Source organism: Rothia nasimurium (genome assembly GCF_042660305.1).
GTDB lineage: Bacteria > Actinomycetota > Actinomycetes > Actinomycetales > Micrococcaceae > Rothia > Rothia nasimurium.
Genome location: NZ_JBHSTW010000022.1, coordinates 1 through 23,594, shown reverse-complemented (window position 1 = coordinate 23,594; position 23,594 = coordinate 1). Strand labels below are relative to the sequence as shown.

General features: G+C 60.2%; 23 protein-coding genes and 1 other RNA gene. 16 read left to right on the top strand and 8 right to left on the bottom strand.

What is annotated here, in order from left to right:
- Positions 1–31 precede the first annotated feature (31 nt).
- The 4 genes from prfB to ssrA all read left to right on the top strand — a co-directional run bounded on the left by prfB (position 32) and on the right by ssrA (position 2,776).
- Positions 32–1,156: a peptide chain release factor 2 gene (gene prfB, locus ACFP6B_RS09725; protein ID WP_377129603.1), complete on the top strand. Its 1,125-nt coding sequence runs from the start codon at positions 32–34 to the stop codon at positions 1,154–1,156.
- The gene (smpB, locus tag ACFP6B_RS09720; RefSeq protein ID WP_135012007.1) at positions 1,153–1,647 is read left to right on the top strand and encodes an SsrA-binding protein SmpB; all 495 of its coding nucleotides are present in this window, start codon (positions 1,153–1,155) and stop codon (positions 1,645–1,647) included. Before prfB ends, smpB begins: the two co-directional genes overlap by 4 nt.
- Positions 1,648–1,668: 21 nt before the next feature.
- Positions 1,669–2,250, top strand: coding sequence for a DUF4190 domain-containing protein (locus ACFP6B_RS09715; RefSeq protein WP_377129601.1), 582 nt, complete (start codon positions 1,669–1,671; stop codon positions 2,248–2,250).
- A 150-nt stretch (positions 2,251–2,400) separates the two neighbouring features.
- Positions 2,401–2,776, top strand: a transfer-messenger RNA (tmRNA) gene (gene ssrA / locus ACFP6B_RS09710).
- Positions 2,777–2,840: 64 nt separating this feature from the next.
- Here the strand turns inward: ssrA and ACFP6B_RS09705 are convergent.
- Entirely contained in the window at positions 2,841–4,217 is a 1,377-nt protein-coding gene (locus ACFP6B_RS09705) for an MFS transporter (protein ID WP_377129599.1), read from the bottom strand.
- 106 nt (positions 4,218–4,323) lie between these two features.
- Here ACFP6B_RS09705 and ACFP6B_RS09700 point away from each other — a divergent pair, with 106 nt between their 5' ends.
- The 6 genes from ACFP6B_RS09700 (at position 4,324) to ACFP6B_RS09675 (ending at position 11,439) form a co-directional block, all read left to right on the top strand.
- Positions 4,324–5,565 (top strand): PucR family transcriptional regulator, encoded by a 1,242-nt coding sequence (locus ACFP6B_RS09700; protein WP_377129597.1) that lies wholly within the window; start codon positions 4,324–4,326, stop codon positions 5,563–5,565.
- A gap of 22 nt (positions 5,566–5,587) precedes the next feature.
- Positions 5,588–5,863 carry a hypothetical protein gene (locus ACFP6B_RS09695; protein ID WP_237207149.1) on the top strand — a complete coding sequence of 92 codons (276 nt, stop codon included), beginning with the start codon at positions 5,588–5,590 and terminating at the stop codon, positions 5,861–5,863.
- A 158-nt stretch (positions 5,864–6,021) separates the two neighbouring features.
- Entirely contained in the window at positions 6,022–6,543 is a 522-nt protein-coding gene (locus ACFP6B_RS09690; protein ID WP_377129595.1) for a DUF4190 domain-containing protein, read from the top strand.
- A 137-nt stretch (positions 6,544–6,680) separates the two neighbouring features.
- Complete coding sequence (locus ACFP6B_RS09685; protein ID WP_377129593.1) at positions 6,681–9,509, top strand: bifunctional acetate--CoA ligase family protein/GNAT family N-acetyltransferase; 2,829 nt, start codon at positions 6,681–6,683, stop codon at positions 9,507–9,509.
- 72 nt (positions 9,510–9,581) lie between these two features.
- Positions 9,582–10,205: a DUF5998 family protein gene (locus tag ACFP6B_RS09680; protein WP_237199753.1), complete on the top strand. Its 624-nt coding sequence runs from the start codon at positions 9,582–9,584 to the stop codon at positions 10,203–10,205.
- A 1-nt stretch (position 10,206) separates the two neighbouring features.
- Positions 10,207–11,439 carry an alkaline phosphatase family protein gene (locus tag ACFP6B_RS09675; RefSeq protein WP_377129591.1) on the top strand — a complete coding sequence of 411 codons (1,233 nt, stop codon included), beginning with the start codon at positions 10,207–10,209 and terminating at the stop codon, positions 11,437–11,439.
- A 33-nt stretch (positions 11,440–11,472) separates the two neighbouring features.
- Here ACFP6B_RS09675 and ACFP6B_RS09670 read toward each other — a convergent pair whose 3' ends face one another.
- Complete coding sequence (locus ACFP6B_RS09670) at positions 11,473–12,483, bottom strand: hypothetical protein (protein WP_377129589.1); 1,011 nt, start codon at positions 12,481–12,483, stop codon at positions 11,473–11,475.
- Positions 12,484–12,738: 255 nt separating this feature from the next.
- A complete protein-coding gene (gene sepH, locus ACFP6B_RS09665; RefSeq protein ID WP_377129587.1) occupies positions 12,739–14,091 on the bottom strand; it encodes a septation protein SepH in 1,353 nt (450 codons plus the stop codon).
- 424 nt (positions 14,092–14,515) lie between these two features.
- Between sepH and ACFP6B_RS09660 the strand changes: the two genes are divergently transcribed.
- Positions 14,516–14,815, top strand: coding sequence for a DUF4193 domain-containing protein (locus ACFP6B_RS09660; protein ID WP_377129585.1), 300 nt, complete (start codon positions 14,516–14,518; stop codon positions 14,813–14,815).
- A 111-nt stretch (positions 14,816–14,926) separates the two neighbouring features.
- Here ACFP6B_RS09660 and ACFP6B_RS09655 read toward each other — a convergent pair whose 3' ends face one another.
- The gene (locus ACFP6B_RS09655) at positions 14,927–15,394 is read right to left on the bottom strand and encodes a DUF3093 domain-containing protein (RefSeq protein WP_377129583.1); all 468 of its coding nucleotides are present in this window, start codon (positions 15,392–15,394) and stop codon (positions 14,927–14,929) included.
- A gap of 133 nt (positions 15,395–15,527) precedes the next feature.
- On the opposite strand from ACFP6B_RS09655, the gene dut reads away from it, so the two are divergent.
- The 3 genes from dut to ACFP6B_RS09640 are packed head-to-tail and all read left to right on the top strand — an operon-like array spanning position 15,528 to position 17,378.
- Complete coding sequence (gene dut, locus ACFP6B_RS09650) at positions 15,528–15,971, top strand: dUTP diphosphatase (protein ID WP_377129581.1); 444 nt, start codon at positions 15,528–15,530, stop codon at positions 15,969–15,971.
- 34 nt (positions 15,972–16,005) lie between these two features.
- The gene (locus tag ACFP6B_RS09645; RefSeq protein ID WP_377129579.1) at positions 16,006–16,836 is read left to right on the top strand and encodes a DUF3710 domain-containing protein; all 831 of its coding nucleotides are present in this window, start codon (positions 16,006–16,008) and stop codon (positions 16,834–16,836) included.
- 5 nt (positions 16,837–16,841) lie between these two features.
- Positions 16,842–17,378 carry an asparaginase gene (locus ACFP6B_RS09640; protein WP_377129577.1) on the top strand — a complete coding sequence of 179 codons (537 nt, stop codon included), beginning with the start codon at positions 16,842–16,844 and terminating at the stop codon, positions 17,376–17,378.
- Between the two features lie 77 nt (positions 17,379–17,455).
- On the opposite strand, the gene ACFP6B_RS09635 is transcribed toward ACFP6B_RS09640, so the two are convergent.
- Positions 17,456–18,109, bottom strand: a complete 654-nt coding sequence (locus tag ACFP6B_RS09635; protein ID WP_377129575.1) for a potassium channel family protein — start codon at positions 18,107–18,109, stop codon at positions 17,456–17,458.
- A complete protein-coding gene (locus ACFP6B_RS09630; protein ID WP_377129573.1) occupies positions 18,100–18,792 on the bottom strand; it encodes a potassium channel family protein in 693 nt (230 codons plus the stop codon). The genes ACFP6B_RS09635 and ACFP6B_RS09630 overlap by 10 nt, the downstream gene beginning before the upstream one ends.
- A gap of 188 nt (positions 18,793–18,980) precedes the next feature.
- On the opposite strand from ACFP6B_RS09630, the gene ACFP6B_RS09625 reads away from it, so the two are divergent.
- Both ACFP6B_RS09625 and ACFP6B_RS09620 read left to right on the top strand, forming a co-directional pair.
- Entirely contained in the window at positions 18,981–20,933 is a 1,953-nt protein-coding gene (locus tag ACFP6B_RS09625; RefSeq protein WP_377129571.1) for an APC family permease, read from the top strand.
- A 39-nt stretch (positions 20,934–20,972) separates the two neighbouring features.
- Positions 20,973–22,433 carry a class I SAM-dependent RNA methyltransferase gene (locus ACFP6B_RS09620; protein WP_377129569.1) on the top strand — a complete coding sequence of 487 codons (1,461 nt, stop codon included), beginning with the start codon at positions 20,973–20,975 and terminating at the stop codon, positions 22,431–22,433.
- A 112-nt stretch (positions 22,434–22,545) separates the two neighbouring features.
- Here the strand turns inward: ACFP6B_RS09620 and ACFP6B_RS09615 are convergent, their stop codons facing one another.
- Both ACFP6B_RS09615 and ACFP6B_RS09610 read right to left on the bottom strand, forming a co-directional pair.
- Positions 22,546–23,106 carry a hypothetical protein gene (locus ACFP6B_RS09615; protein WP_377129567.1) on the bottom strand — a complete coding sequence of 187 codons (561 nt, stop codon included), beginning with the start codon at positions 23,104–23,106 and terminating at the stop codon, positions 22,546–22,548.
- Positions 23,103–23,339 carry a helix-turn-helix domain-containing protein gene (locus tag ACFP6B_RS09610; protein WP_377129565.1) on the bottom strand — a complete coding sequence of 79 codons (237 nt, stop codon included), beginning with the start codon at positions 23,337–23,339 and terminating at the stop codon, positions 23,103–23,105. Before ACFP6B_RS09610 ends, ACFP6B_RS09615 begins: the two co-directional genes overlap by 4 nt.
- Between the last annotated feature and the right edge of the window lie 255 nt (positions 23,340–23,594).

The window sequence follows — 23,594 nt, the reverse complement described above, 5'->3', positions numbered from 1 at the left end:
TTACCATCGTTTTCAGCTAGGGTTAATAGTCATGGCTACTTTAGATTTTTCTGCCCAGATCAAAACCCTGCGCTCAACCTACGCCTCCATCGAAGAGGTCAGCGACGTTGAGCAGCTGCGCGCTACCATCGCAGAACTCTCTGAAGCAGCCGGCGCCCCCGACCTTTGGGACGACCCCGACGCCGCCCAAAAGGTCACCTCCCAGCTCTCCCACAAACAGGCCGAACTCGATAAGCTCGTCAAACTAAGCCAGGCCATCGACGACCTTGAGGTCATGGTAGAACTCGCCAACGAAGAGGGCGACGCCGACACCCTTGCCGAAGCAGAAACCGAACTGCAGGCTATCGAAAAACGTCTAGCAGAGCTTGAAGTAATCACCCTGCTCTCGGGTGAGTACGATCAGCGCGACGCTGTCGTGACCATCCGGTCGGGAGCCGGTGGCGTGGATGCCGCCGACTTCGCAGAGATGCTTCTGCGCATGTACCTACGCTGGGCCGAGAAAAACGGCTTCGACACCACGGTGATGGACACCTCCTACGCTGAAGAAGCCGGCCTTAAATCGGCAACCTTTGAGGTCAAAGCCCCCTACGCCTTTGGGCGCCTATCTATCGAAGCGGGAACCCACCGTCTGGTGCGCATCTCTCCCTTCAACAGCCAGGGCAAACGCATGACGTCCTTCGCTGCGGTGGAAGTCATCCCCCTCATCGAGCAGACCGACCACATCGAAATCCCCGAGTCCGAACTCAAAATCGATGTATTCCGCTCCTCGGGGCCCGGCGGTCAGTCCGTGAACACCACGGACTCCGCCGTCCGTATGACCCACATCCCCACCGGCATCGTGGTCTCCATGCAGAACGAAAAGTCCCAGCTACAAAACCGAGCCGCAGCACTTCGCGTCCTGCAATCCCGCCTTCTCTTGCTCCGCAAAGAGCAAGAGGACGCCAAAAAGAAGGAACTTGCCGGTGACGTCAAAGCCTCCTGGGGTGACCAGATGCGATCCTATGTGCTCAACCCCTACCAGATGGTCAAAGACCTGCGAACCAACTATGAAGAGGGAAACCCCAGCGCCGTATTCGACGGTGCGCTCGACGGTTTCATCGACGCCGGCGTGCGGTGGCGCGCAGCAGAACGACAGAAAAGAAAGAACGAAGAATAATCGTGGCTAAGAAAAAAGTAACGAAAGAAGACCCGAATAACCACACCATAGCGTCCAACCGCCGCGCTCGCCATAACTACAACATCGTAGAAACCTGGGAGGCAGGGCTGGTGCTCATGGGCACCGAGGTTAAATCCCTGCGCGATGGGGGAGCCTCAATTACCGACGGCTTCTGCCAGATGTACGGCAATGAGCTGTGGCTAGAGGGCATCCATATCGCTGAATATGGGCGCGGCTCCTGGACCAACCACGCAGCCCGTCGCCGCCGTAAACTGCTCATGCACCGCAGCGAAATCAATAAGATCGCTCAGAAGCTCAAGGAAAGCGGCTACACCGTCGTGCCCCTCAAGCTCTATTTCAGCAAGGGGCGAGCCAAGGTAGAAATTGCCCTGGCCACCGGTAAACGCGACTACGACAAGCGCCAGGCCCTGCGTGAGCGCCAGGACAACCTCGAAGCCCAGCGCGCTATGCGCTATAAGAACCTGGGCTAAGAAACTACTCGAAGGAGAGAAATGACCACCGGAAACAACAAGGAAAACCCCTACGGCGATTACGTGCCCGGGCAGTACAGCTCAGGTTCCACAGATCAGGGAAACGGGGACTATAGCCAGCAGGCTAACAGTGCTTCCTCACAGCCTAACTACACACAGCCCAACTACTCACAGCCTACCTACGGCCAAGCAGATTACAGCCAGCAGCCTGCCAGCTACCCGTCCTACGGGTATGACGCTTACGGCCAGCAGGTAGCCTCAGCACCTAAGGGGCTAGCCATTACGTCGCTGATTCTAGGTATCCTATCTTTCCTGAGCGGCTGGGTCATTCTGGGCGGTATTTTGGGTATCGTTGGCCTGGTGCTGGGCATCGTTGCCCTGCGTAAGACCAAGACCGGTGGCGGCGGCAAGGGGCTGGCTATCACCGGCATCGTATTTAGCTCCCTGGGCATTCTTATTTCCCTGGCAATGCTGGTGTTCTTCGGCTGGATTTTCTCGGCCTTCGGTGAGTGCATGGCCTACTCTCAGGACGAGGTTCTCATGGAACAGTGCATTAACCAGCAGCTGGGCCTTGACGTCACAGATTCAAGCAGCAACGTCTAATCAACCTGCCAGCTGGCTCTTTACAGCATGGAGAGCCAGCTGGTAGACTGGTACATCCGAGCTAATTGGGCCGGTGTCTTTCACCGATGAGTTGCGACTCGAAAGAGCACTGGAAAACGCTTAGCTTGGCGTTCTTTGATAAAAGAATATGGGGATGATCGGTTTCGACGATGTGAGTTGAGATGGATGAAGCGTGCCGAGGACGCAGGGTTATCTCGTTAACGCCCTCTGCAAAAAAATAAGTGCAGAATCTAAGCGCACTGACTTCGCACTCGCTGCCTAATAATCCCAGCGATGCAGTCTGGTAGCCTGAGCTTGCCTTTGGCTCAGCCCCTACCATCAGTTTAAAAGGCCACTGCTGCCCGTCCTTGTCGTAGGGCCGGGTGGGACTTTTATACGGCTAGGTTAGGCCTTGTAAGTGTTTGCGCAAGCAAGGTAGCCGAAAACACCGCTTTCACAAACTGCGCACGGAGAAGACCCGTTGACGCCACATCGGACCGGGGTTCGATTCCCCGCATCTCCACAGTATTGAGGCCCTCCGCCCGGGTAATCCGGGCGGAGGGCCTTTTCTGTATCTTCACGAAGGGGCGTTACTTCTTAGGCTCGACCGTGGGGATAGATGAAGTAGCAACCTTCTCCATGAGGTCAGCATCGGCGTCACGAACCCGCTGATAGTTTTTCTGGGTGGTAAACGCCGCGGCAAGGAATGAGAGAACCGCGCACCCGATGAAGAAGTACATGGGCGAGGTAATGTCGCCGGTTGCATTGACCAGGTAGGTGGCTATGAAGGGCGCGGAGCCACCGAAGACTGCAACGGGAATGTTGTAGCCCATGGAAATGCCGGTGGCGCGAATGGACGTGGGAATCAGGTCGCTCATCACCGCGTAGGGGGTTGAAGAGTAGAGGCCAAAGAGCACGCAAATCACCATAAAGGGCAGGAAGATTTCGGACGGGGTTGAGCCCGGGGCCGTGGTGAAGTACCAGTAGAGTGCGGGTATGGTGAGCGCAGAGGTTGCCATGAGGAACCAGCGCCGGCCGAATACATCGGTAATCAGGCCACCCAGGGGCATGAGGGAGGCTGCCGTTAGACCGCCGATGGTGATGAACCAGAAACGGGTGTTAGCTGAGAATCCTAGATCCTTGACGAAGTAGGTGGAGGAGTAGGTCAAAATAAGGTAGAACATGCTTGCCAGCAGGGCGATAGAGCCTGCGACCAGGGTGATGTTGAGTTTCCACTGGAAGGTGGCGCGGATGGGGCGCTTCTCCTGATGGCCGGATTCTGAAATCGCCTCAAACTGGGCGGTATCTTCTAGGCGGGAGCGGATGAAAGCTGCGATGAGGCCGAGCGGGCCTGCAATGATGAAGGGAATGCGCCATCCGTATTCCTGCATGGCAGCATCGCCCAGGATTGAGGCAAGGCCGTTGGCTACGATGGAGCCCAGAATAAGGCCTGAGACTGCGATGGTCATGAGTAGCGATGTGGCTAGGCCACGACGTTCGGGGCCGCCGTATTCGGCAACGTAGGAGGTGACGGTACCGATTTCACCGCCCGCGGAGAGCCCCTGAAGGCAGCGAGCCAGAATAAGTAGAGCGGGGGCTACAAAACCGATGGCTTCGTAGGTGGGGAGCAGGCCAATCACGAAGGTGGAGCCCGACATAAGGAACATGACCAGGGCCATGGTATTTTTGCGTCCGATGCGGTCACCGAGCGGGCCGAAGACGAAGCCACCGAGGGGCCTCATAAAGAAAGAAAGTGCAAAGGTGGCGAAGGATGCGAGCAGGGCTACGGCTGGTGTGTTGGCTGAGAAGAAAGCAGCGCCTACGTAGATAGCGACAAAGCCGTAGACACCGTAGTCGTACCATTCGATGAGGTGCCCGGCGACGGCCCCGATAAAGGCTTTGCGCTTTTGCTTTGTGGTACGTACCGGCTGCATCACCTTTTCTGCTTTGAAGATTGCTTCTGTCATCTTTGGTTCCCTTGGTGTTGTTTGTGCGGACGCCCCCTGTGCGGTAGGCGTTGCACTAACACTAATAATGTGATTTACATCATGGCAATGTAGGTTTTTTCATTACATGTTGTTCCGGTGTGTAATTTTCTACAATAGTGATATGCGTGAGATACCTTACATTAGCTTGGATGTTTTACTGCGAACTCTGGTTGTGGAAAAGGATGCCCTGGTGGTGAGTGCTGTAAGAGCTGTTGTTGATGAGCTCTCGGAGTACCGGGCAGTGCCACGTGAAGAGCTGGTTGATAGCGTGGCAGGGGTTTTTGATGCGGCGATAATGTGCCTAGAAAGTTCTACTCCTGTAGATGAAGTCTTGGATGGTGGGCGTGAAAGGGTCTATGAGGTGGCTCCTCGCCGAAAGGTGCAGGGGGTTTCTTTGGCCTCTGTGTTGAGGGCGCACCGCCTTGCTCTATCTGCTACCCAGCGAAGATTTGTGCAGATGGCTGAGTGTTCTGGCTTGCCTTTTGAAAAGCGCTTGGAGGCCATGGGGGTTATGTGGGAGGTGGGTGAGTGGTTCATGGTTCAGGCGGCGCGCGACTATGAACCTGCCCTGTTGAGCGACACCGAGCGGAGAAAGGTTGAAAAACGCGACTTTCTAACTCGTCTTGTGCAGGGGGTTTTGGAGGCGGCGGACGAAGAGCGCCTGGCCAGTCGTCTGGGGTTGCCCGGGGAGCTGGAATATCAGGTAGTTCTGGGTCGGGAGGTTTCCCTGATTGCATGGGCTGCTGAGGTTGAGAACGCTTTTTCGGGTGCTCTTGCCCCGGCTTTAGCCGATGCGGTTGAGGGGTGCCTGGTGGGGGTGCTTCCAGCCCTTGAGGGGGCGGACGCTGCTGCCTCCCGAGCGAGTGAGCGGCAGGATCTTCGGGGTGGAGTTCTGGCTCTTGGGTGCCCCGTGCGTATTGGAAAACTTGCAGAATCGCTGGAAGAAGCACGAATCGTCTTGGCTTCGTTAGAACTGGGCAGCGTAGGGTGCTTTGATGTGCGTAGCCGGGGCTGGCGCCTAGCGGTTGCGTGTGCTCCCTGGCTGGGGGATGTTGTAGAACAAGGGTTGTTGGTGCCTCTGCGGGAGAATCGTGGCGGCGGTGAAGCCCTGCTGATGTATGTGTGGGCGTTTTTGGAGCATGGCCGTAGTTATCGTGATGCTGCCCAGGCTCTCTATATCCACGAGAATACTTTGCGGAATAAGGTCGCGAAATTTGAGCAGATCACCGGCTGTAGGTTGAATGACATTGATGTCTGTATCGAACTAATGTGGCTGCGGCACGATATGGCCCTGAAAGGTGCTCTTAGTGTAGGTGATTCAGTCTGAAGCATTTCTTGAGAGGGCTACCATGTCATGCCTTGCCGGGCTTGTATCGATTCTTGCCGCCATCGTCATGCTGATTGGAGGTGCCACCGTGTGGGTTGCAGCGAGCAACCAGCTCGCAGAAGAACTTCAGACCCGCCGTAACCTGGTGATGGACGCTTCTTTCTTGCGCGCTTCTCTCTTCACCTCGGTTGTTTCCTTTGGTGTATCAGCCCTGGTCATGGGACTGGGAGTTGTGCTTGGTTTTATTGGTGCCGCCCTGCTCAAAATTGCTCCGAAAAAGGTAGCTGTTACCGCCTAGTTCTCTGAGTAGCAGCAAGTTCCAGCCCCGTTTCTTCGCCTCTATGCGGTGAGTAGAAGCGGGGCTGTTGCCTAGATTACGAGGTGACGGTGCTGGTAAGCTGACCATAGGATAAGGCCCAGTAGCGGGCCAATGGTTTTAGGAAGAAAGAGGACGCCGTGAGCACCCAGCCCCCCGCTTACCCCCAGCCGCAAGTACCCGCGGGCACAGGCGTCCTTCTGCCTCCTGTTCTGGACTACGAAACCCCGGGGGAGCCTGCCCAGTACCGGGTACCAGGCACCCACCGCCGCCCCTACGGAGAAATGGTGCGGGATAAGCGAGGCCGTGGCTACTACCAGGCTGTCATGGCTCTATCGGTGGGCGTGGCGAGCTGGCTTGTAGTGCTCATGGCGGGCGTTTTTGCCCTGCTAGCTCTCATTCCTGCGGTGGCAGCTATCGTGCTGGGTATCAAAGCCTTACGCGCTCGCAAGCGTAACCCGCGCACCCGCTTTCATGGGCAGACAGCCGGTATGGCCTGGGGCGGCATTGCCCTGGGCATTCTCTGCATCCCGGTGGCGGTCTTCTTCTACTTCATGGCGAGCTGGTTCCTGAACGGGGCCGAAACCGCAAACTGCGAAATCACCCATGCCGGGGACGAAGAGGCTATCACCCGCTGTATCGAGAGCAACACCAGCTACTAAAAATGAGTGGGAGCCTGCAGCGACTCTTATTCTTCCACTAAACATCGAGAGGGCCCATCGTAACCATAGGGCTGTGAGCTCCACCTCAATCACGTTATGATGGGGGAAAGCGCCCCCAGCATGCCCAGGAGCACCCCGTGACTGAATCAGAAGCACCCGCAGGCCGCTACGAGCAGGACGGCCACGCCCCACGTTTCACCCCGGCTGACCCAGCCCACCCCACAACCGACGAAATCCCCTTCATCTACCCGGCCCACTGGGAGGCGGACGTCGTCCTGCGCGACGGAGCCACCGCCAACCTGCGCCCCGTCGTCCCCACCGACCGGGCAGCCCTCGAAAAAATGTACGCGGGCCAGTCTGAACGCACTATCTACCTGCGTTTCTTCACCCACAAGCCCACCCTGAGCGACAAGGAACTGACTCGGTTCACCACGGTGGATCACAATAACCGGGTCGCCTTCGTCATCATGCTGGGTGATGAAATGATCGGCATCGGCCGCTACGACCGCACCCACAACCCCACCGAAGCCGAAGTGGCCTTCATGATCTCTGATGCCCACCAGGGGCGCGGCATCGGGTCAATCCTGCTAGAACACCTCGCAGCAGCTGCTAACGAACGCGGTATCGACAGGTTCAGCGCCGAAGTTCTGCCGCAGAACCGCAAAATGCTCAACGTCTTCACCGATGCGGGCTACGAGATTTCCCGCGAATTTGAAGACGGCCTGGTCATGGTCTACTTCAACATCGACCCCACCGACCGCTCCCGCGGAGTGATGGAAGCCCGCGAGCATCGCGCTGAAGCCAAATCTATCGCCGAGCTCCTCGCCCCCGACACCGTTGCCGTGATCGGTACAGCACCCCGCTGGGAAGCCAACGGTCACAAGGTCATTAAAACCCTGGTGGCAGGTGGATTCACCGGCACCCTCTACGGCGTCAACGAGGATCAGCTACCTGCCGGTGAGGTGCCCATTTACCCCAGCATCGGTGAAGTACCGGCCCGTGTAGATTTAGCTATTATCGCCGTCCCCATCGCCGAGGTAGCCGTAGCCGTAGAAGCTTGCGGCGAGGCGGGCGTCCGCGGCGTCCTCATCTACACCTCTGGCTACGCGGATGACGGGGCTCGCGGCCGCGCCCGCCAAAAAGCCCTGGTGAAATCAGCACGTAGCCACGGTATGCGCGTCATCGGCCCTGCCTCCTTCGGCCTGCTGAACAATAACCCTGGCGTCCGCCTTGACGCCACTATCAGCGCCCAGGACCCCAAGCCTGGCGCCCTGGGGCTCTTTAGCCAGTCCTCAGCTATCGGCGCCATGTTCTCTAATACCGCCGTCAAGCGCAATATCGGTGTATCGTCCCTGGTTTCAGCGGGCAACCGCGCAGATGTGTCGGGTAACGACATCATGCAGTACTGGGAAGACGACGAAGCAACCCGCGTCTGCGCCCTCTACCTTGAATCTATCGGCAACCCCCGAAAGTTCTCCCGTATCGCTCGCAGGCTCTCCCGCGTCAAGCCCGTGCTCGTGGCCAAGAACGCTGTGACCGGCCAGCAGCTTCCTCCCGGGCATTCGGGGCGGACCTCCATCGCCCCCACCGAAGCCCTGGATGCCATGTTCAAGCAGGCCGGAGTTATCAGTGCCGAAACCTTTGACCAGGTGCTCGACGTTGCCCAGGTGCTGGTCTCCCAGCCCCTTCCTGCTGGGCGGCGTGTGGCTATCCTCTCCAACGCCTCAGCCCTGGGGCAGATTATCGCCGACAAGTCCGAGGCCCTGAACATAGATGTGCGGGTGACCGAGTCTATGCTGAGGCTTACCGATGACGGTATCGACGGGCTAGAGGTGCTTGAAGACGTGGCAACCAGCGCTCTCGAAGCATCAGACATTGATGCGGCCATCGGAGTCTTCCTCACCGGCGACTCTATCGACCCCAAGGACGTTGCCCGCGTCCTTTACCGTGCAGGCAAGCGTACCGGAAAACCCGTGGTTGCTGCCTTCCCCGGCACGCTCAGCTTTGATGCCGCCCTTCGCGGAATCTGGGAAGACCCGGATGAGCGGACGCCCGCCCCGGCAGAGGGGGACACAGCGGGGGAGAGCGCCCCCCTCCTGCAAGAAGGGCTGCCCTGCTTTGAGTCACCGGGGGCTTCTATCCTGGCTTTGGCAAGCGTCATGGACTATGTGGAGTGGCGCGAGAAAGAAACCGGGGTTCTGGCTACTCCCGAGAACGTCAGCCCCAAGGCTGCGGCCGCGGACATCGCCCAGCACCTGACCCAGGTGAGCGGTGAGAACCTGCTCGATGTACCAGCTTCTGCCACCGAAGAACTCCTTGCCCACTACGGCATTAGCCTGCTGCCCGAGTACGGTTTTGACACCGCAGAAGAAGCGGTTGAGGCCGCTGCCCGGGCAGGCGGCTACCCGGTCGTTTTGAAAACCACTGATGACTTCCTGCGCCACCGCATAGATCTGGGCGGTGTGCGCCTGGGCATTGAAAGCGACGCCGAACTCATCAGCGAAATAGCCCAGATGCACCGCGTGCTTGAACCCTACGGCAGGTTCGACCTCACCGTGCAGAAACAGGCCCCGGCCGGCCAAACAGCGGTACTCACCGGCATCGAAGACCCCCTGATTGGCCCCGTGGTCTCCTTCGGCATGGCTGGGGATGCCACCAGTCTGCTGGAAGACTGGGCCCACCGCATCCCACCGCTGACCGAACGGGATGTCTACAAGATGGTGCGCTCGCCCAAGGCAGCAGCCAAGCTCTTTGCCGACGGCGACCTGCCCCAGGTGCGGGTTGACCTGCTCGAAGACCTCTGCGCCCGGGTAGCCCTGATGAAAGACAACCACCCCGAGATTGCCTACCTTGAGCTCAACCCCGTCCTGCTCTCACAAGAGACCCTCACGGTGGTGGGCGCCAAGATACGCCTGGGCAACCCCCAGCAGCGCACCGATTCTGCCCGCCGAACCATGAGCAGCTAAGTGTAACCTAGTCATGACCTAAGATGGAGGGTAGACCTACCGGCCATATCTACCCTAGAAAGAGACGAGACGATGAACCTCAGCGCAGCCGAAGCCCTCACCAGGGATATTCAGCAGGCAGGCTTTTACCCCGAGCTCGTCCTCGATACGGTCGATGAAGCCCTGGCGGGTCTGGTGCCTACCTCGCACCTGGTTCAGGTGGAGACCCACTTTGACCAGAACGAGGTGCACCGCCACATTACGGTGCTGGTGCTAGCCGGTCAGATGCTCCTGGTTGCCCACCTGGATGATCAGAACCTCGACGAAAGCGGCCAGCAGGTTCTTGCCCACGTGTCGGTTGAGACCCTGCACGTGAGCCGTATTCGAACCCTGACCATCAGTTACACCTACCCGCAGCCCCAGCACTACCGGGCCGGTAGCCCCGTCTCAGAAGTCTCGATGCTGATTGCCTGGACGGGCTCCCAGCGCCTTGACGTACAACCGGCAGACTGCCCCGACCCCGCTTGCGACGCCGACCACGGCTACACCGGCATGGGCCCGCGGGAAGACATGCTCCTGCGCGTTAGCGCCCCGGCCGACGGGGAAGAAGCAACTGCCCAGGCTAGGAGCTTCGCCCGCGCACTACGCTCTGCCCACATGGCAGCAATGAACCAGGTAGCCGCCCCGGCAGGCGGCCCCGCGCAGGCAGGGGCCTAAGATGAGCGTCCTAACCGATTACTGCGGTAACGCCCTACCCACCGAACCCGGCTATGGCGGTAACAACCTAGCTGACCTCTTCGAATCCTGCGGCACCCTGGTAGCCCAGGGGTCTATCACCCCCGACCCGCACCCCCTGCACGGGGCAGGACGTCACGACCTGCTCGGCCTGGCAGACCGCCTGCGCGCCGCCGGGGTCGACCCTACCCGCTACCGTAGCGTTTGCCTGGTCATGGTTGATGGTCTGGGGCAGAGCCTGCTGAGTGCCTATGGCTCCTACGCCCCCTTCCTGAAGAAGGCCACCCAGCTCGGCCCGATTCACTCGGCCGTCCCCTCAACCACGGTGGCTTCACTCAGCAGCCTGGGAACAGCGACCCCGCCGGGCTACCACGGCATGGCGGGGTACGAGGTGAAAAATCCGGCTACCGGGGCCGTCATGAACCAGCTCTCGGGCTGGGACAAAGCCGTCGACCCCCACCAGTGGCAGCCCCACCCCACGGTCTTTGAGCGCTACCAGAACCACCTGGATGTAGCGACAGTATCGCTGAGCAAGTATGCGGGCACCGGCCTGAGCGAGGCTGGCCTGCGGGGCGGACGCTTCGTGCACGCAGCCGGGTACGCCGCCCGTACCACCCTGGCTGCTAGCCTGCTGAACTCCCGTAAGCCGTCCCTGGTCTACCTCTACTGGGGGGAAATTGACCAGGCCGGGCACAAGTTTGGTACCCGGTCCGACCAGTGGCTTGAGCAGCTTGAAGAGCTTAACCTCGCGCTGAAATCGCTGGCCCGCAGGCTGCCCCCGCACGTGCTACTGCTGGTGACGGCAGACCACGGCATGGTCGATATCGCCCCTGAGAACCGCATCGACTACTCGGGCGATACGGCTCTGCTGGATAACATTGAGCTGACGGCGGGCGAACCCCGCATGGTGCAGCTCTACTTGAAAGACCCCAGCGCTTCTGCCCGTCAGGATGCCCTGGGCCGGTGGGCTGAGGCATGGGGAGAACAGGCCTGGGTCTTTGACTCAGAAGAACTCTTTGAGACCGGCTATTTTGGCCAGCCGGTAACCGACGAGGCTCGCCGCCGTATCGGCGATATTATCGTGGCTGCCCGCGAACCTATCGCCCTCTACGACATGCGGCACTACAAGCCCCATGCCCTGCAGATGGTAGGCCAGCACGGGTCTCTCACACTTGAGGAAACTCAGGTACCCCTGCTGATGCTACCCACCGGCTAGAACCGGTGCGGACGTCCACCCCGCCGCGTGCGGCTAGGGGCCGGTAGTTGCCGCTAGGGTGGGAGCTAGGCCGCTACCATCAGCGGCCGGAGCGGTGGGGAGGCTGGCCGCGCTGGCGGTTTCGGCGGCAGAGCCGGTTTCAACGGGGCGGCTGGGCTCGTCAATGGGAGCCGCATCGGTGGGAGCTACTACCTCGGCTGGAGTTGTAGCTACCGGTGTGGGTTCAAGCGTGAGGGTTTCTTCCGCTGCCGGGGTCTCTTCAAGAGTGGGCTCGGGCTGGGCGGTTTCTACCGCTGATTCAAGCGGGGTAGGCTCCAGGGTTGTTTCGACTACGGGGGCCTCCTGGGTGGGGGCGTAGAGCACACTGCCGGGGGCTACGGGCTCTTCGGTGCCGCCGTCCTGCTCCGTAATGGTGGGAGCCTTGGTGTTAAAGCTGGGTACTGGTGCCGCTGCTGAGCTTTCTGCTGCCGACGAGCTGGCCTCTGCCATTGTGGGGCTGGGGGTTACCTCCACCGTGGTTTGGCGAGAGGCATCGTCGTTCAGAGGGAGCAAGAAAGCAGCAACTAAGGCGATAGCAGCGGCGGTGAGAACCGCGGAGCCCACAAAGAAGACCTTCGAACCGGTCTTGCGGTCTTCCTGCTCATCTGCTGCACTCGGAGGTGCTAGGCGGTCACGTTCAGCTGCTGCGGCCGCGGCGGCGGCCAGGGCTGCCTGCCTGCGGGCTTCTTCTGCCCGCTCGGCCTCTTTCGCCGCAGCTTTTTCAGCGGCGCGGTCAGCCCGTCGTTCTTCGCGGGTGAGCTTTTCAACCACGTCCCCGTTGCGCATGAGACCAAAAGCTAGGGAATCGTCGTCCGTATCGATCACGGCGCGGGTGCTCCCGCTATCGGCAGTCACGTACTCGTAGCCGTTTGCCAGAGGAAGGGCTTTGGTCGCATCGTCGGCAGCGCCCTCGGGCGCAGGAGTGGGCAGAGCCTCGGTGGCGTCGTCTGCGGTAGGCTTCTGGTCGTCAGAATTGGGTGACTGGTGGGAACGGGGCGTGGTCACGTTTTCCTTATCAAGTGTTTCTAAGCCCTTTACCCGTGTGCGAAACGGTTGCGACGTGGGCTGGTGCGGTAAAAATAAGAGAGATTACTGTATCTAGTGTACGCGCTGAAAGCTTGCTGGTGCTGTGGTGCCTCTAACGAAAACACCCGTGAAATCGGCGACTTCCCTTGGCCCATACCCCAGTAAGAGCAAAGCCCCGCGTCCTTCCCGAAAGGGGCGGACGCGGGGCTTGGGCAGGCGCTGCCAGCGGCGGGTTTAGCGGCGCTGGTTGCCGAAGATGATGTCGTCCCAGCTCGGTACGCTGGTGCGCTTGGCCCGGCTGGACTTGGGCTGCTGGGCCTTAGGCTCTTCTTCTACCTGCTCGGCCTGCGCCTCAGGGGCATCTTCTGCAGCCTCGGAGAGGGGAGACTGAGCCTGCCGGGAATCAGCTTCGCGCTGGGGCTCCACAGCGACGGGCGAGCTATCAGTGCCCTGGCCCTGCTCATCAGGCAGGGAACCCTGAGCACTTGAAGTCTCGGCGGGCAGAGGAGCTTCCTCAAGAGCTACCGGAGCTTCGGCGCTATTCTCGGTAGCCTCCTCAGACGCCTGCTGCCCTACGGTATTTTCGCTAGTGGCATTTTCACTAGCGGTATTTTCGCTAGCGGCAGTCTGCTGCTGGGCTGCTTCTTCGGCTACCGGCGCAGCAGGCTCTTCGGCTTCAGGGGCAGATTCGGCCTGCACCTCGGCCGCGGGGGCGGGGCGGGAGCTGCGGCGGGCACGTTCGAGCAGGTCAGCTAGCTTGCGCTCACTGGCAGGGTCAAAGGAGCGGACGCCGCGGCGGGCGGTCAGCTCATCGAGCAGCTCGTTCTGTTCCTTCTGCTCGGGGATGCTCACGCGGGCGATGCGGGGCTCGGCAACCTGAACACCAACGGTGGCGGGAGCAGCCTGCTCGGGAACGTCGCTTGCAGCCTCGTCCTGGGGCGCCGCTGCCTGCTTGGCCGGGCCCGGAATGGGGGCATCGTGGGAGTGGTCGCGGCCCATGAGGAAGTAGGCGGCTTCGTTTGAAGCGTAGATGCTCTGGTTGGCAGGGTTGAAGTTCCACCGGGCGGGGAACATGACGCCGCGGGGCAAGTTAGCCTGGGCGTCCTCGCCTAGCTCTACATCGACAGACACGGTCCACTGGCCTGACTCCTGCTGCCAGGTGCTCCATTCCATGGGGGCTTGGGAGAAGTCGAAGCGTTCAGATACGGCTTCGATGTGCTGGTTGAGGCTTTGTGCTGCTCCACCCTGGCCGGGGGCGGGGGAGATGACCACGGTGCGGGCTGTCTGGATGATGTTGGCGCGTTCAGCAATGATGGGCCACTCGTAGCGGCGCACGCGCTCCGGCTCCCACCCTGACTCTGCGGCAATCTCTTCAACCGTTGCACCCTGGCGGAAGCGGGTCTGGATATCGCGGGGGCCAAAGGCTCCGCTAGCGCTGCCGCCGCGCAGGGGGCTGATACGGCGGGCACGGGCAATGCTCTGCCGTAGGTTCTGGTCGATGGGCAAGAGGTAGGTTGCGCCGTCAGATGATTCGAGGACGAGGTTTTCACCGTCGTCGTGAATGCCAGCAAGTCGCAGTTCTCGCACTGCTCGGTCTCCTTAGATGGGGCCGGGCACCGCCTCAACAGAGAGGGGTGCTCACTTCAATCTTTACACTTACTTGAAAGACTACCGGCTCAAGCTGTGCTTGAAAGCTAAAGTAGCTGGGGGCAGGGGCGAAGTTTTGAAAAAACCCGGTTTTTCAAGGGTTTTTCGCTCAAGTTCAGCAAGAGCTTGAAATATTTTTCTTACCCCGAGGCACCCCCGGTCAGGCCTTTGTGACTCGCTGAGAGAGAACATGAAGTTTGCACTTGCATTATCAGGGGCAATGGTGAACAATTCTACCCGTCACCTCAACACAGTCGTAGACCCTGACGAGCGCAGAGTTGGTCGACACCAAGACCGAGGTGCAGGTACCCCAGACCAGACAGAGGGGGTATCTACCCTTCGCACACTTAATACGGAGAAAACCATGGCAACCGATTACGATGCACCTCGCAAGCAGGATGAAGAGAGCAAGGACCAGTCCTTTGAGGAGCTGCGTTCACGCCCCTCAGAAATGCAGTCAGGTGCAGTGGATGAGGACGAAAACGCAGCGGCCGAAAGTTTTGAGCTGCCCGGTGCTGACCTCTCCAATGAAGAGCTGAACGTTGTGGTGCTCCCTGCACAGGACGACGAGTTCACCTGTGCTTCTTGCTTCCTGGTGCGTCATCGCTCCCAGATTGCTCGCGAAGAGGGCGATCTCAAGTTCTGCATCGAGTGCGAGAACTAAAGACTAAGAAACTTCAAAAGTAAGAGGGCGGGCCCGCGTTATACAACGCGGGCCCGCCCTCGTATCGCATAGAGATGATGCCTGCCAGGTGCTTAGCAGCCTTTGGATCTCTTAGTCCTCTTCGGGTAGCCCCTCATTCAGGATGGCGGCAATTTTTTCTGGGTGGCGGGAGGACGCAATCCAGTAGGGAGTGGGGTCTGCCGGGTCAGTAATCTGAATGCGAATCACCGAGGTGATCCACCCGCGGAAACACATGTAGGCGCGGCCATCGAGGGCCGGGCCGGTGGCGAGGCGGGCATCTTCACCTCGGAAGGCGTAGGCTCGACCAACATAGTCACGTTCGATACGGGCCCGGCCAAAGCGCACGGTAGTTTCGGTAATTTCGATGGTGGGGGAGCTGCCGTAGAGTATTCCGCCGACCAGCAGGAACATCACGATACCGGCAATAATGCCAGCGGTGATATTAATCGGTGCGCCGACCAGGAAAGAGGCTAGGCCAACGCCCAGGCAGCCTATCCACAGGCCGATTCCGGGGGCCAGTCGTTCACGGTACAGCACGGTGGGGGCGGTAGCAGGCATAGCTTCCTTCGACGAGGGACAAGTTGTGAAGTATGAGCCGGGGCAAACCCGGTGCACAGGTTCTAGTCTAAGGGGTTTTGGCGCCTGATGTGGGCGGCACCGGAGCGCTTAAGCCGGTACAGTAAAGAGGGTGATGAACCAGCTTAAGATTGATATCAAGATGCTCGATGAGGGAATTGAGCCCCCCGCCTACGCTCAGCCAGGGGACGCCGGTGCTGATTTGCGCTCGCGCGTGGACCTCACCCTGCAACCGGGTGAGCGGGCCCTGGTGCCGACCGGTGTGGCGATTGCCCTGCCTGAGGGGTATGTGGGTCTGGTGCACCCCCGTTCAGGTCTGGCTGCTAAGCACGGCATTACGATTGTGAACGCACCGGGCACCGTTGATTCCGGGTATCGGGGTGAGCTTATGGTCTGCCTGCTCAATACCGACCGGGAGCAGGTTTTTGAGATTCAGCGCGGTGACCGCATTGCGCAGCTGGTTATTCAGCGGTTTGAGTCGGCTACTTTTAATGTGGTGGAGAGTTTGAGCGAAACCGAGCGTGGAACTGCCGGGTTCGGTTCAACGGGCGTACAGTAAGAGCAGTAGATAGGCGAGGGCCGAAGGAGGCACTATGTTTGGTTTTGGTAAGAAAAAGAATGGCGCGGACGCCGCGGCTGAGCGTGAGCAGGGCGCAGCAGCTGCCGCTGTAGAGAGCGACGAGAAAGAAACCGCCGCTGAAGAGGCACCTGCTGAGGCTGCCCAGGTCGGCACCCAGCAACCTGTCGCGCAGGAGGAGCCTACGGCGTCCTTCGTAGAATTTACCCGTGATAACGGCCCCTTTGACATTACCGAGCAGCGCACCGGCTCTAGCTACATCGACCTGGGTGGCCTGCTGGTCAAGAGTAACCCCGGGCTGAACCTGCGCCTTGAGGCGGACCAGAAGACCCAGCAGGTTATCGCGGTGACCCTGCAACTGGGTGAGGGCACCCTGCAGGTTCAGGCTTTTGCGGCTCCCAAGAGCCGCGGTATCTGGGATGAGATCCGTAAGGAACTGTCTGAGAGCGTGCGCCGCCAGGGTGGCCAGGTTGATATCAACGACGGCCCCTTCGGGCGTCAGCTGATCTCCCGTGTACCCGCTGAACTCCCCGACGGCCGCAAGGGCTTCCGTATTGCCCGTTTCGTGGGTGTGGACGGCCCCCGTTGGTTCGTCCGCGGTGTCTTCTCGGGCAAGGCCGTGCTACCCGGTGAGAGCGCTACCGCCCTTGAAGAGGTCTTCCGTACCATCGTGGTCAACCGTGGCTCTGACCCCATGCCCCCGCGCGATCTTTTGCCCATGCGCGTACCCCAGAACATTCAGGACGCCGCAGCCGCCCAGGCCGCAGCCGCAGCTGCTGCCCAAGCTGAGAAGAAGCCTACTCTTGAGGTGCCCCGCCGCGGCCCCGAGATTACCGAAATTGGCTAGGGGCCATGCCAGAGACTGCGTCGCCTTTTACTCAGCAGCAGGTTGCCGGCCCTGCCACTCGCCTGGAAGGGTACCCCGAGAGGTTTCGGGCGCGAGCTGCCGGGCGGGTGACCCGCGTGCACATGTCGCATATGGGGGCTAACCCCCGTTTCGAGGTGACCTTGGTGGTTGAGAAGTCTAAGCCGCTGCCTCCTGCCAAGACTCACCCCATGACGGGTATGCCGATTGCAGAGACAGGCGAGGACTTGGACGACACCACTGATGTGAGCACCAGTGAAGATACATCAACCGGCCAGTTTTCTGTACTTGATGAGGAGACCGGCTTCACCAGCCGGTTTAGCGTTAATCGTGCGGCTCCCCGCCTGCTCTACCCGGAGTTCCCGCCCCTGAACCCCGGTGCGGTGCTGACCTTGATTTGGCAGGGGCAACGCCAGGTTCCGGGAATTGAGGCCGGGGGCTACCTTCGAGTCTCGGGTATGCTGAGCACCCGCGAGAAGCCCCTGATGTACAACCCGCGCTACGAGATTGTGCCTGCTCTTTAGCAGGGACCAAATAAGGACGTCGGCCCCACCTTCTGCGCAGAAGGTGGGGCCGACGTCCTGATGGTGTAGAGCAGGTGCTAGCTGAAGAGGGCCCGGATGTCGTCCTCACCGCTGGGGGTGGTGACGAAGAAGAGCTCGTCGCCACCCTCAATCACATCGTCGCCGCTGGGGGTAATCGGCACCCCGTCACGCAAGATAGCTGTAAGGGTGGTTTCGTCGGGCCACTGCACATGATCGACCGTGTGGCCAATAACAGGATGGTCTGCTGGTACGGTGTATTCCACCAGGGTAGCGCTACCGGTCTTGAGAGTAAGCAGGCGGACGACGTCCCCCACCTCCACAGCTTCCTCCACCAGGGCAGTCATGAGGCGGGGAGTCGATACCGCAACGTCCACGCCCCAGGAGTCGTCAAAGAGCCACTCATTCTTGGGGTTATTCACGCGGGCAACAGTGCGGGGCACACCGAATTCACTGCGGGCTAGGAGGGAGACAACCAGGTTAGTTTTGTCGTCGCCCGAGGCAGCAACGATGACGTCGGCGTTCTCAGGCTTGGCCTGCCGTAGGACGGATAGCTCGCAGGCATCGCCAATCACCCAGTGGGCATGCTGGATGTCACTGCGGGAGATAGCCTCTGGCTTGATGTCGATGATGGTGACCGTGTGGCCGTGGGAGAGGAGTTCGCGGGCGCTGGATGAGCCCACCGAACCTGCACCGATAACGATTACTTCCATTCCAGATCCCCCTCAGCGTTACGTGCCGGGGGAGCGCCCAGCACCCTGGCAATCTCGTTGATGTCCTCGGTACGCATCATGGCGTGTACCGTATCACCCTGCTGGTAGGAGATGTCCTTGGTAGGCAGCATACCCTCCCCAAAACGAGTCAGGTAGGCCACTCGAACACCCGCTGCCTGTTCGATCTCGGTGAGGGCGTGACCGGCCCAATCCTCATGCAGCTGGAGCTCGCCCAGCATCAGACGGCCCGAGGCTTCACGGAAGTCACCGGCCATGGCCTGCTCCGGCAAAATCCGGCGCAGCACCTGATCGGTGGACCAGCGCACTGCCGCTACCGTCGGAATACCAAGACGCTGGTAGAACTCGGCCCTGTTGGGGTCATAGATGCGGGCCACCACGTGCTGCACCCCAAAGGTCTCGCGGGCCACACGGGAGGCAATGATGTTGGAGTTATCCCCGGACGATACAGCAGCAAAGGCGTAGGCCTGCTCAATACCGGCCCGTTTGAGGGTCTCACGGTCAAAACCCACACCGGTGACTTTCTTGCCCGCAAAATCCTTGCGTAGCCTGCGGAAAGACCTATCATCCTGGTCAATGACCGCGACCGTATGGCCAGCATCTTCAAGAGTATGAGCCAGCATGACTCCCACACGACCGGCACCCATAATCACAAAATGGGGCACTTAGCACCTCACCAAAGCACAGCAATAAGAAACATGAACCCTGCTGGGCAGGGCTGACACTAGTCTACGCCCGGTAGTCCCACCACCCAACCGGCGCGCCCGAGCCGCGCGGGAGCGTCCTGACCCACAGCCAAAATGTGGTGTGTGTAGCTGTGTTTTCTCTGCGCTAGCGACTACGGTTAGAGCCTGTGAGAAATATTAGGAGCGCGGCCACCCGCCTGATCTTTGGTGCCCCCGTCACCAGCAGGCATGCCAAAAAAGGCAACCTGCCCAAGCGCCGTGCCCTGCCCCTCTTTGGGGCCGACGGGTTCTCATCGGTCGCCTATGCCCCCGACGAAATTCTGCTCACCCTTCTGGTCGCTGGCCACGGGGCTCTGGCCTATTCCCCCCTGGTGGGTCTGGGCATTGCCCTGATCCTGCTGGTTGTGGTGGGATCCTACCGCTACAACATTCAACACGTGGGCGAGCGCGGCGATTTTGCCCTGGTGCACCAGAACCTGGGGATTACTGCCGCTATCGTGCTGGGCGCGGCCCTGATGGTGGACTTTATGCTCACCGTAGCGGTGTCCCTGTCGTCTGCTGCCCAGTACCTGGAGTCGATTACCCCGGTGCTGCTAGGGCACCAGAGACTGCTTGCCTGTTCCCTCATTGGCCTGGTGACCTTTATCTGCCTGCGTGGCCTCAAGGTGATGCTGCGGGTGTCGCACCTTCCCTCTTACGTGTTTTTGGTGCTGCTTGCGGTAACCGTGGCCTGCGGTCTCATTGCGGACGCCACCGGGCAGCTCGGGCGCGCGGTATCGGCTGAGTACACGGTGGTGGTACCCGACGGTGCTGCCGAGGTGCTGACCACCCAGCTCGGTGTTGGCCTGCTGTTGGTGAGGGCTTTTGCCTCGGGTTCTGTAGCGCTGACCGGGGTAAACACCATCAGTAACGCCGTGAAGGCCTTTGCGCCGCCGCGTCAGCGCAATGCGGCCACCAGCCTGATGGTGATTGGTGGCCTGTCTGCCCTGTCCCTGCTGGGGGTGCTCTACCTGGCCCGACAAACCGGGGTGGTCAGCGTCCTTGACCCGGCTCAGGGGCTACTGATTAACGGGCAGCCCGCGGGCGAAGACTTTCACCAGGTACCCGCTCTGCTCCAAATCACCGATGCTATCTTCGGCCTCCCCCTGGCCAGCGTCCTGCTGGGCGCAGCCACCATCGGAGTGCTCATCGTGGCGGCCATGACGGCCTTCACCGGCTTCCCCATGCTAGCGACCACCATCGCCGCGAAACAGTACCTACCGGTGCACCTCTCAGCGCGCAGCTCCACCGCGCTCTACGCCAACGGCGTGCTGGCCCTGGGGTCCAGCTCTATGCTGCTGGTCGCTATCGTCGGCCCCAACGTGCACGCCCTGGTGCAGATGTACATTGTGGGTGTCTTTACCGCCATGACCCTCACCCAGTACGCGGTGCTCCGCAACCGCTGGCGGGCCCAGCGCATCACCCTCGATACCAAAAAGCGCCGCACCCTCTGGCGCGACATCGGCATCAGCGCCATCGGTACCGGTGCCTCGGTTACCGTGCTCGTGGTCATCATTCTTACCAAGTTCACCCACGGTGCCTGGGTTACCGTGCTGCTCATTCTTCTTCTGACCTGGCTCATGATCAAAACCAACAAACACTACAGCAATATCGACCGGCAGCTAGCCCTCTCAGCCGACCCCGAACAACTGGCCGCAGACCGGGCGCTGCCCTCCCGCGTCCACGCCCTCATCTACGTTGAGCGGGTACGTAAACCCGTGCTCCGGGCCCTCGCTTACGCACGGGCCTCCCGCCCCTCATCCATCGAAGCTCTCGTGGTGAACGTGGACGAAGCCCGCACCCGCGAAAACATCGACACCTGGGAAGCCCTCGAACTGCCCGTCGACCTGACTGTGCTGGACTCGCCCTACCGCAACCCCGCTGCCAGCGTGCTCGAATACGTGCAGCAGATGCGCCAAAAATCCCCCCGCGACGTACTCGTGGTCTACCTGCCCGAATACGTGGTCTCCTACTGGTGGCAGGGCATCTTCCACCGCCGCACCGTGCACAAACTCAAAGCCCACTTGCGCCACGAACCGGGCGTCGTCGTAGCCTCCGTGCCCTGGCAAATCGAACGATAAACTAAAAACCCACCGAGCCACCCTCAAAGCGAGAAACACATGTCTACCACCCCCACCACACCCGAACCTGCTATCGGTGACCTCCTAGAACTCACCCCCGAGCGTCCGGCCCACGGCGGCGCCCTTGTCGCTAGAGCGGACGACCGCGTCATCTTCATCCGCCACGGAGTCGTGGGGGAGACCGCCACCGCCCGCATCACCGGCCGCGGCCCCAAAGGCCGCTTCTTCTTCGCAGACGTCGTCTCCGTAGAGACTCCCGCACCGGAGCGCCGCCTCCACCCCTGGGCACCGGCGGACTCGCTCGCGTCCGCTCACCCCCTCGGCGGCATGGAATACGGCCACCTGGACCTAGCGACCCAGCGGGCCTACAAGCAGCAGATCGTGAAGGAACAGCTGGTGCGCCTGGGCGGGGTGCCTGAACATCACCCCCTGCTGGCTTCCCTGCCCGTTCACGCCCTGCCCAGCGATGACCGGGGGCTGCACTGGCGCACCCGCGTGCATTTTGCGGTGGAGCGCGAAAGCCAGCAGATCGCCATGTTCCCGCACTCTAGCTCAACCCCCGTGCCCGTCACCGGCTTCCCTCTGGCCGATGAGCGCATCGAGGCCCTCGAACTGCACCGCCTCAAGCTGGCCGGTATCACCCGGGTTGATGTGGCTGTAGCCGCCACCGATATGCTGGCGGTGGTCTTTACCGTGTCATCGCGGACTACGCCCGCTGAGGTCGCCGAAGGCATCGAAGAGCAGGCCCGGGCCCTGTGGGGGTCGCTGGAAGAGCGCATGATCACCCTGGTCTTTACCCCCGAGAAAAAGGGCGGACGCCGCCGCGGCACCAAACCTGCCGACGTCATCGCCGGTGCCGCCAACCCCAATCTGTTGGAAACCGCCACCGTCTACGCCCAGGACTTCTACTGGAACGTGGCTGCTACCGGCTTCTGGCAGATTCACCGGGCTGCCCCCGAGGTGCTGGGTAACGCCGTGCTTGAGGCTGCCCGCCTGAAAAAGGGGATGACGGTCTACGACCTTTACGCAGGTGCGGGCTTCTTCACCGCACTGGCCGCTGACGCGGTGGGGGACAGGGGCACGGTGCTGTCCGTTGAGGGATCCCCGGTGACCAGCAGCAACGCGTCCGAGAACTTTGGCGACGAAGGCCCGTCACGCACTCACAGGTCTGAGCGGACGCGTGTGCGCGTAGAACGCGGGGACGTCGCCCGGGTGCTTGAGAAGATCAGCGGTGAGGTGGCCGAGGGGCGCTACGCCGCCCCTGACGTGGTGATTTGCGACCCGTCCCGTGAGGGCGCAGGCCGTACCGTGATGGAGCAGGTATCTGACCTGAACCCCTCCACCCTGGTTTATGTGGCCTGTGACCCGGCAGCCCTGGGGCGCGACACCGGCTACCTGCGCGCAGCGGGCTGGCGACTTGTACGCGTCGAAGCCTTCGACATGTACCCTAACACCCACCACGTGGAAGCGGTGGCGGTGTTTAGCCGGTACGGGGCATAGGGGCTCCCAGAAAAGACCAGCTAACTCAGAAAAACCCACCTAGTTCGTGGGTTTTTCTGATTTAAATGGTACCTACACACTTAGATGGTTCCGTCTGAGTCTTCTTGCAGAGTTAGCCCCGTCGCAGGGCTCCCTCAATAAAGAACAGGGTAGCAATAAAGAGAACTGTTATTAGACCCTGATCGGACATAAAAGTTGGTTCCCACTCAAGTTTGCTAAGCCCAGCAGATTTTTCTATTCCGCGGGCGGTCAAGTCGGTGAGTAGGGAGTACCCAATCATTCCGACCAGCAATACAATGGGGGCGACCCGAAGGCGGTTCAGCGCCCTGAGCGTGAAATCTGCCTTGCGGTAAAAAGACTTAGCGACCTGATGAAGAAGTACAGCTACACAAAGGTACATGAGGAACTTCCAAGCAAAAGCCGACCAGGCCAGAATCTGGGTGCCTGTGCTCAGCCCCTCGGAGCTAACCCAGTATGTTCCACCTTCTAGCTCAGGGTTGTAGCGGTGAAGAGAGCTGGGAATTCCATGCTCGGGCCACTGCACAAAGGCAACATAAAGAATAAGAACTACAGCAAAAGCTGTATAGGCCGTCGCAACTGAGAACTGGTATTCAGCAGGCTGAGGCTTGCTGTTGTCGGTTGTAAGACCAAAATATTTTGATAGAGCTTTCATGAGTCTTTTCCTTCGTCCTTGTAGGTAAAGATGTCACCAGGGGCGCAGCCGAGTACCCGGCAGAGGGCAGTGAGGGTGGTAAACCGGACGGCGCGGGCGCGGTTATTTTTCAGTATGGAAAGATTCGCAACAGAGATTCCAACATGATGTGAGAGGTCCACCAGGCTCATGTTGCGCTCTTCCAGGAGCTTATCTAGGTGGCAGGTGATGCTGTGTTCTTCTTCTGATACCATAGAGTCCTTTGCTACGGTGAGTCATATTGATTATCAATATGGCCCTATCGCTTCATATTGAAAATCGATATGCAAGGCTTCTTTGGGCCCATCATGAAAAAGAAAAGACCAGAAAATCAGAAAAACCCACCTAGTTCGTGGGTTTTTCTGATTTAAATGGTACCTACCCCTGTAGTGAACTAGCCCCCGAAAGTTGGACTGGTTTAATCCTAGACCGTCAGGGCTGCCAAAGCCTGGCTCCGATACCCCATCGGA

Excerpts from the sequence above, each read along its gene's own strand:
- prfB (WP_377129603.1), top strand. The coding sequence starts at position 32 with ATGGCTACTTTAGATTTTTCTGCCCAGATCAAAACCCTGCGCTCAACC.
- ACFP6B_RS09715 (WP_377129601.1), top strand. The coding sequence starts at position 1,669 with ATGACCACCGGAAACAACAAGGAAAACCCCTACGGCGATTACGTGCCC.
- ACFP6B_RS09705 (WP_377129599.1), bottom strand. The coding sequence starts at position 4,217 with ATGACAGAAGCAATCTTCAAAGCAGAAAAGGTGATGCAGCCGGTACGT.
- ACFP6B_RS09700 (WP_377129597.1), top strand. The coding sequence starts at position 4,324 with ATGTTGTTCCGGTGTGTAATTTTCTACAATAGTGATATGCGTGAGATA.
- ACFP6B_RS09695 (WP_237207149.1), top strand. The coding sequence starts at position 5,588 with ATGTCATGCCTTGCCGGGCTTGTATCGATTCTTGCCGCCATCGTCATG.
- ACFP6B_RS09680 (WP_237199753.1), top strand. The coding sequence starts at position 9,582 with ATGAACCTCAGCGCAGCCGAAGCCCTCACCAGGGATATTCAGCAGGCA.
- ACFP6B_RS09675 (WP_377129591.1), top strand. The coding sequence starts at position 10,207 with ATGAGCGTCCTAACCGATTACTGCGGTAACGCCCTACCCACCGAACCC.
- ACFP6B_RS09660 (WP_377129585.1), top strand. The coding sequence starts at position 14,516 with ATGGCAACCGATTACGATGCACCTCGCAAGCAGGATGAAGAGAGCAAG.
- ACFP6B_RS09655 (WP_377129583.1), bottom strand. The coding sequence starts at position 15,394 with ATGCCTGCTACCGCCCCCACCGTGCTGTACCGTGAACGACTGGCCCCC.
- dut (WP_377129581.1), top strand. The coding sequence starts at position 15,528 with ATGAACCAGCTTAAGATTGATATCAAGATGCTCGATGAGGGAATTGAG.
- ACFP6B_RS09645 (WP_377129579.1), top strand. The coding sequence starts at position 16,006 with ATGTTTGGTTTTGGTAAGAAAAAGAATGGCGCGGACGCCGCGGCTGAG.
- ACFP6B_RS09640 (WP_377129577.1), top strand. The coding sequence starts at position 16,842 with ATGCCAGAGACTGCGTCGCCTTTTACTCAGCAGCAGGTTGCCGGCCCT.
- ACFP6B_RS09635 (WP_377129575.1), bottom strand. The coding sequence starts at position 18,109 with ATGGAAGTAATCGTTATCGGTGCAGGTTCGGTGGGCTCATCCAGCGCC.
- ACFP6B_RS09620 (WP_377129569.1), top strand. The coding sequence starts at position 20,973 with ATGTCTACCACCCCCACCACACCCGAACCTGCTATCGGTGACCTCCTA.
- ACFP6B_RS09615 (WP_377129567.1), bottom strand. The coding sequence starts at position 23,106 with ATGAAAGCTCTATCAAAATATTTTGGTCTTACAACCGACAACAGCAAG.
- ACFP6B_RS09610 (WP_377129565.1), bottom strand. The coding sequence starts at position 23,339 with ATGGTATCAGAAGAAGAACACAGCATCACCTGCCACCTAGATAAGCTC.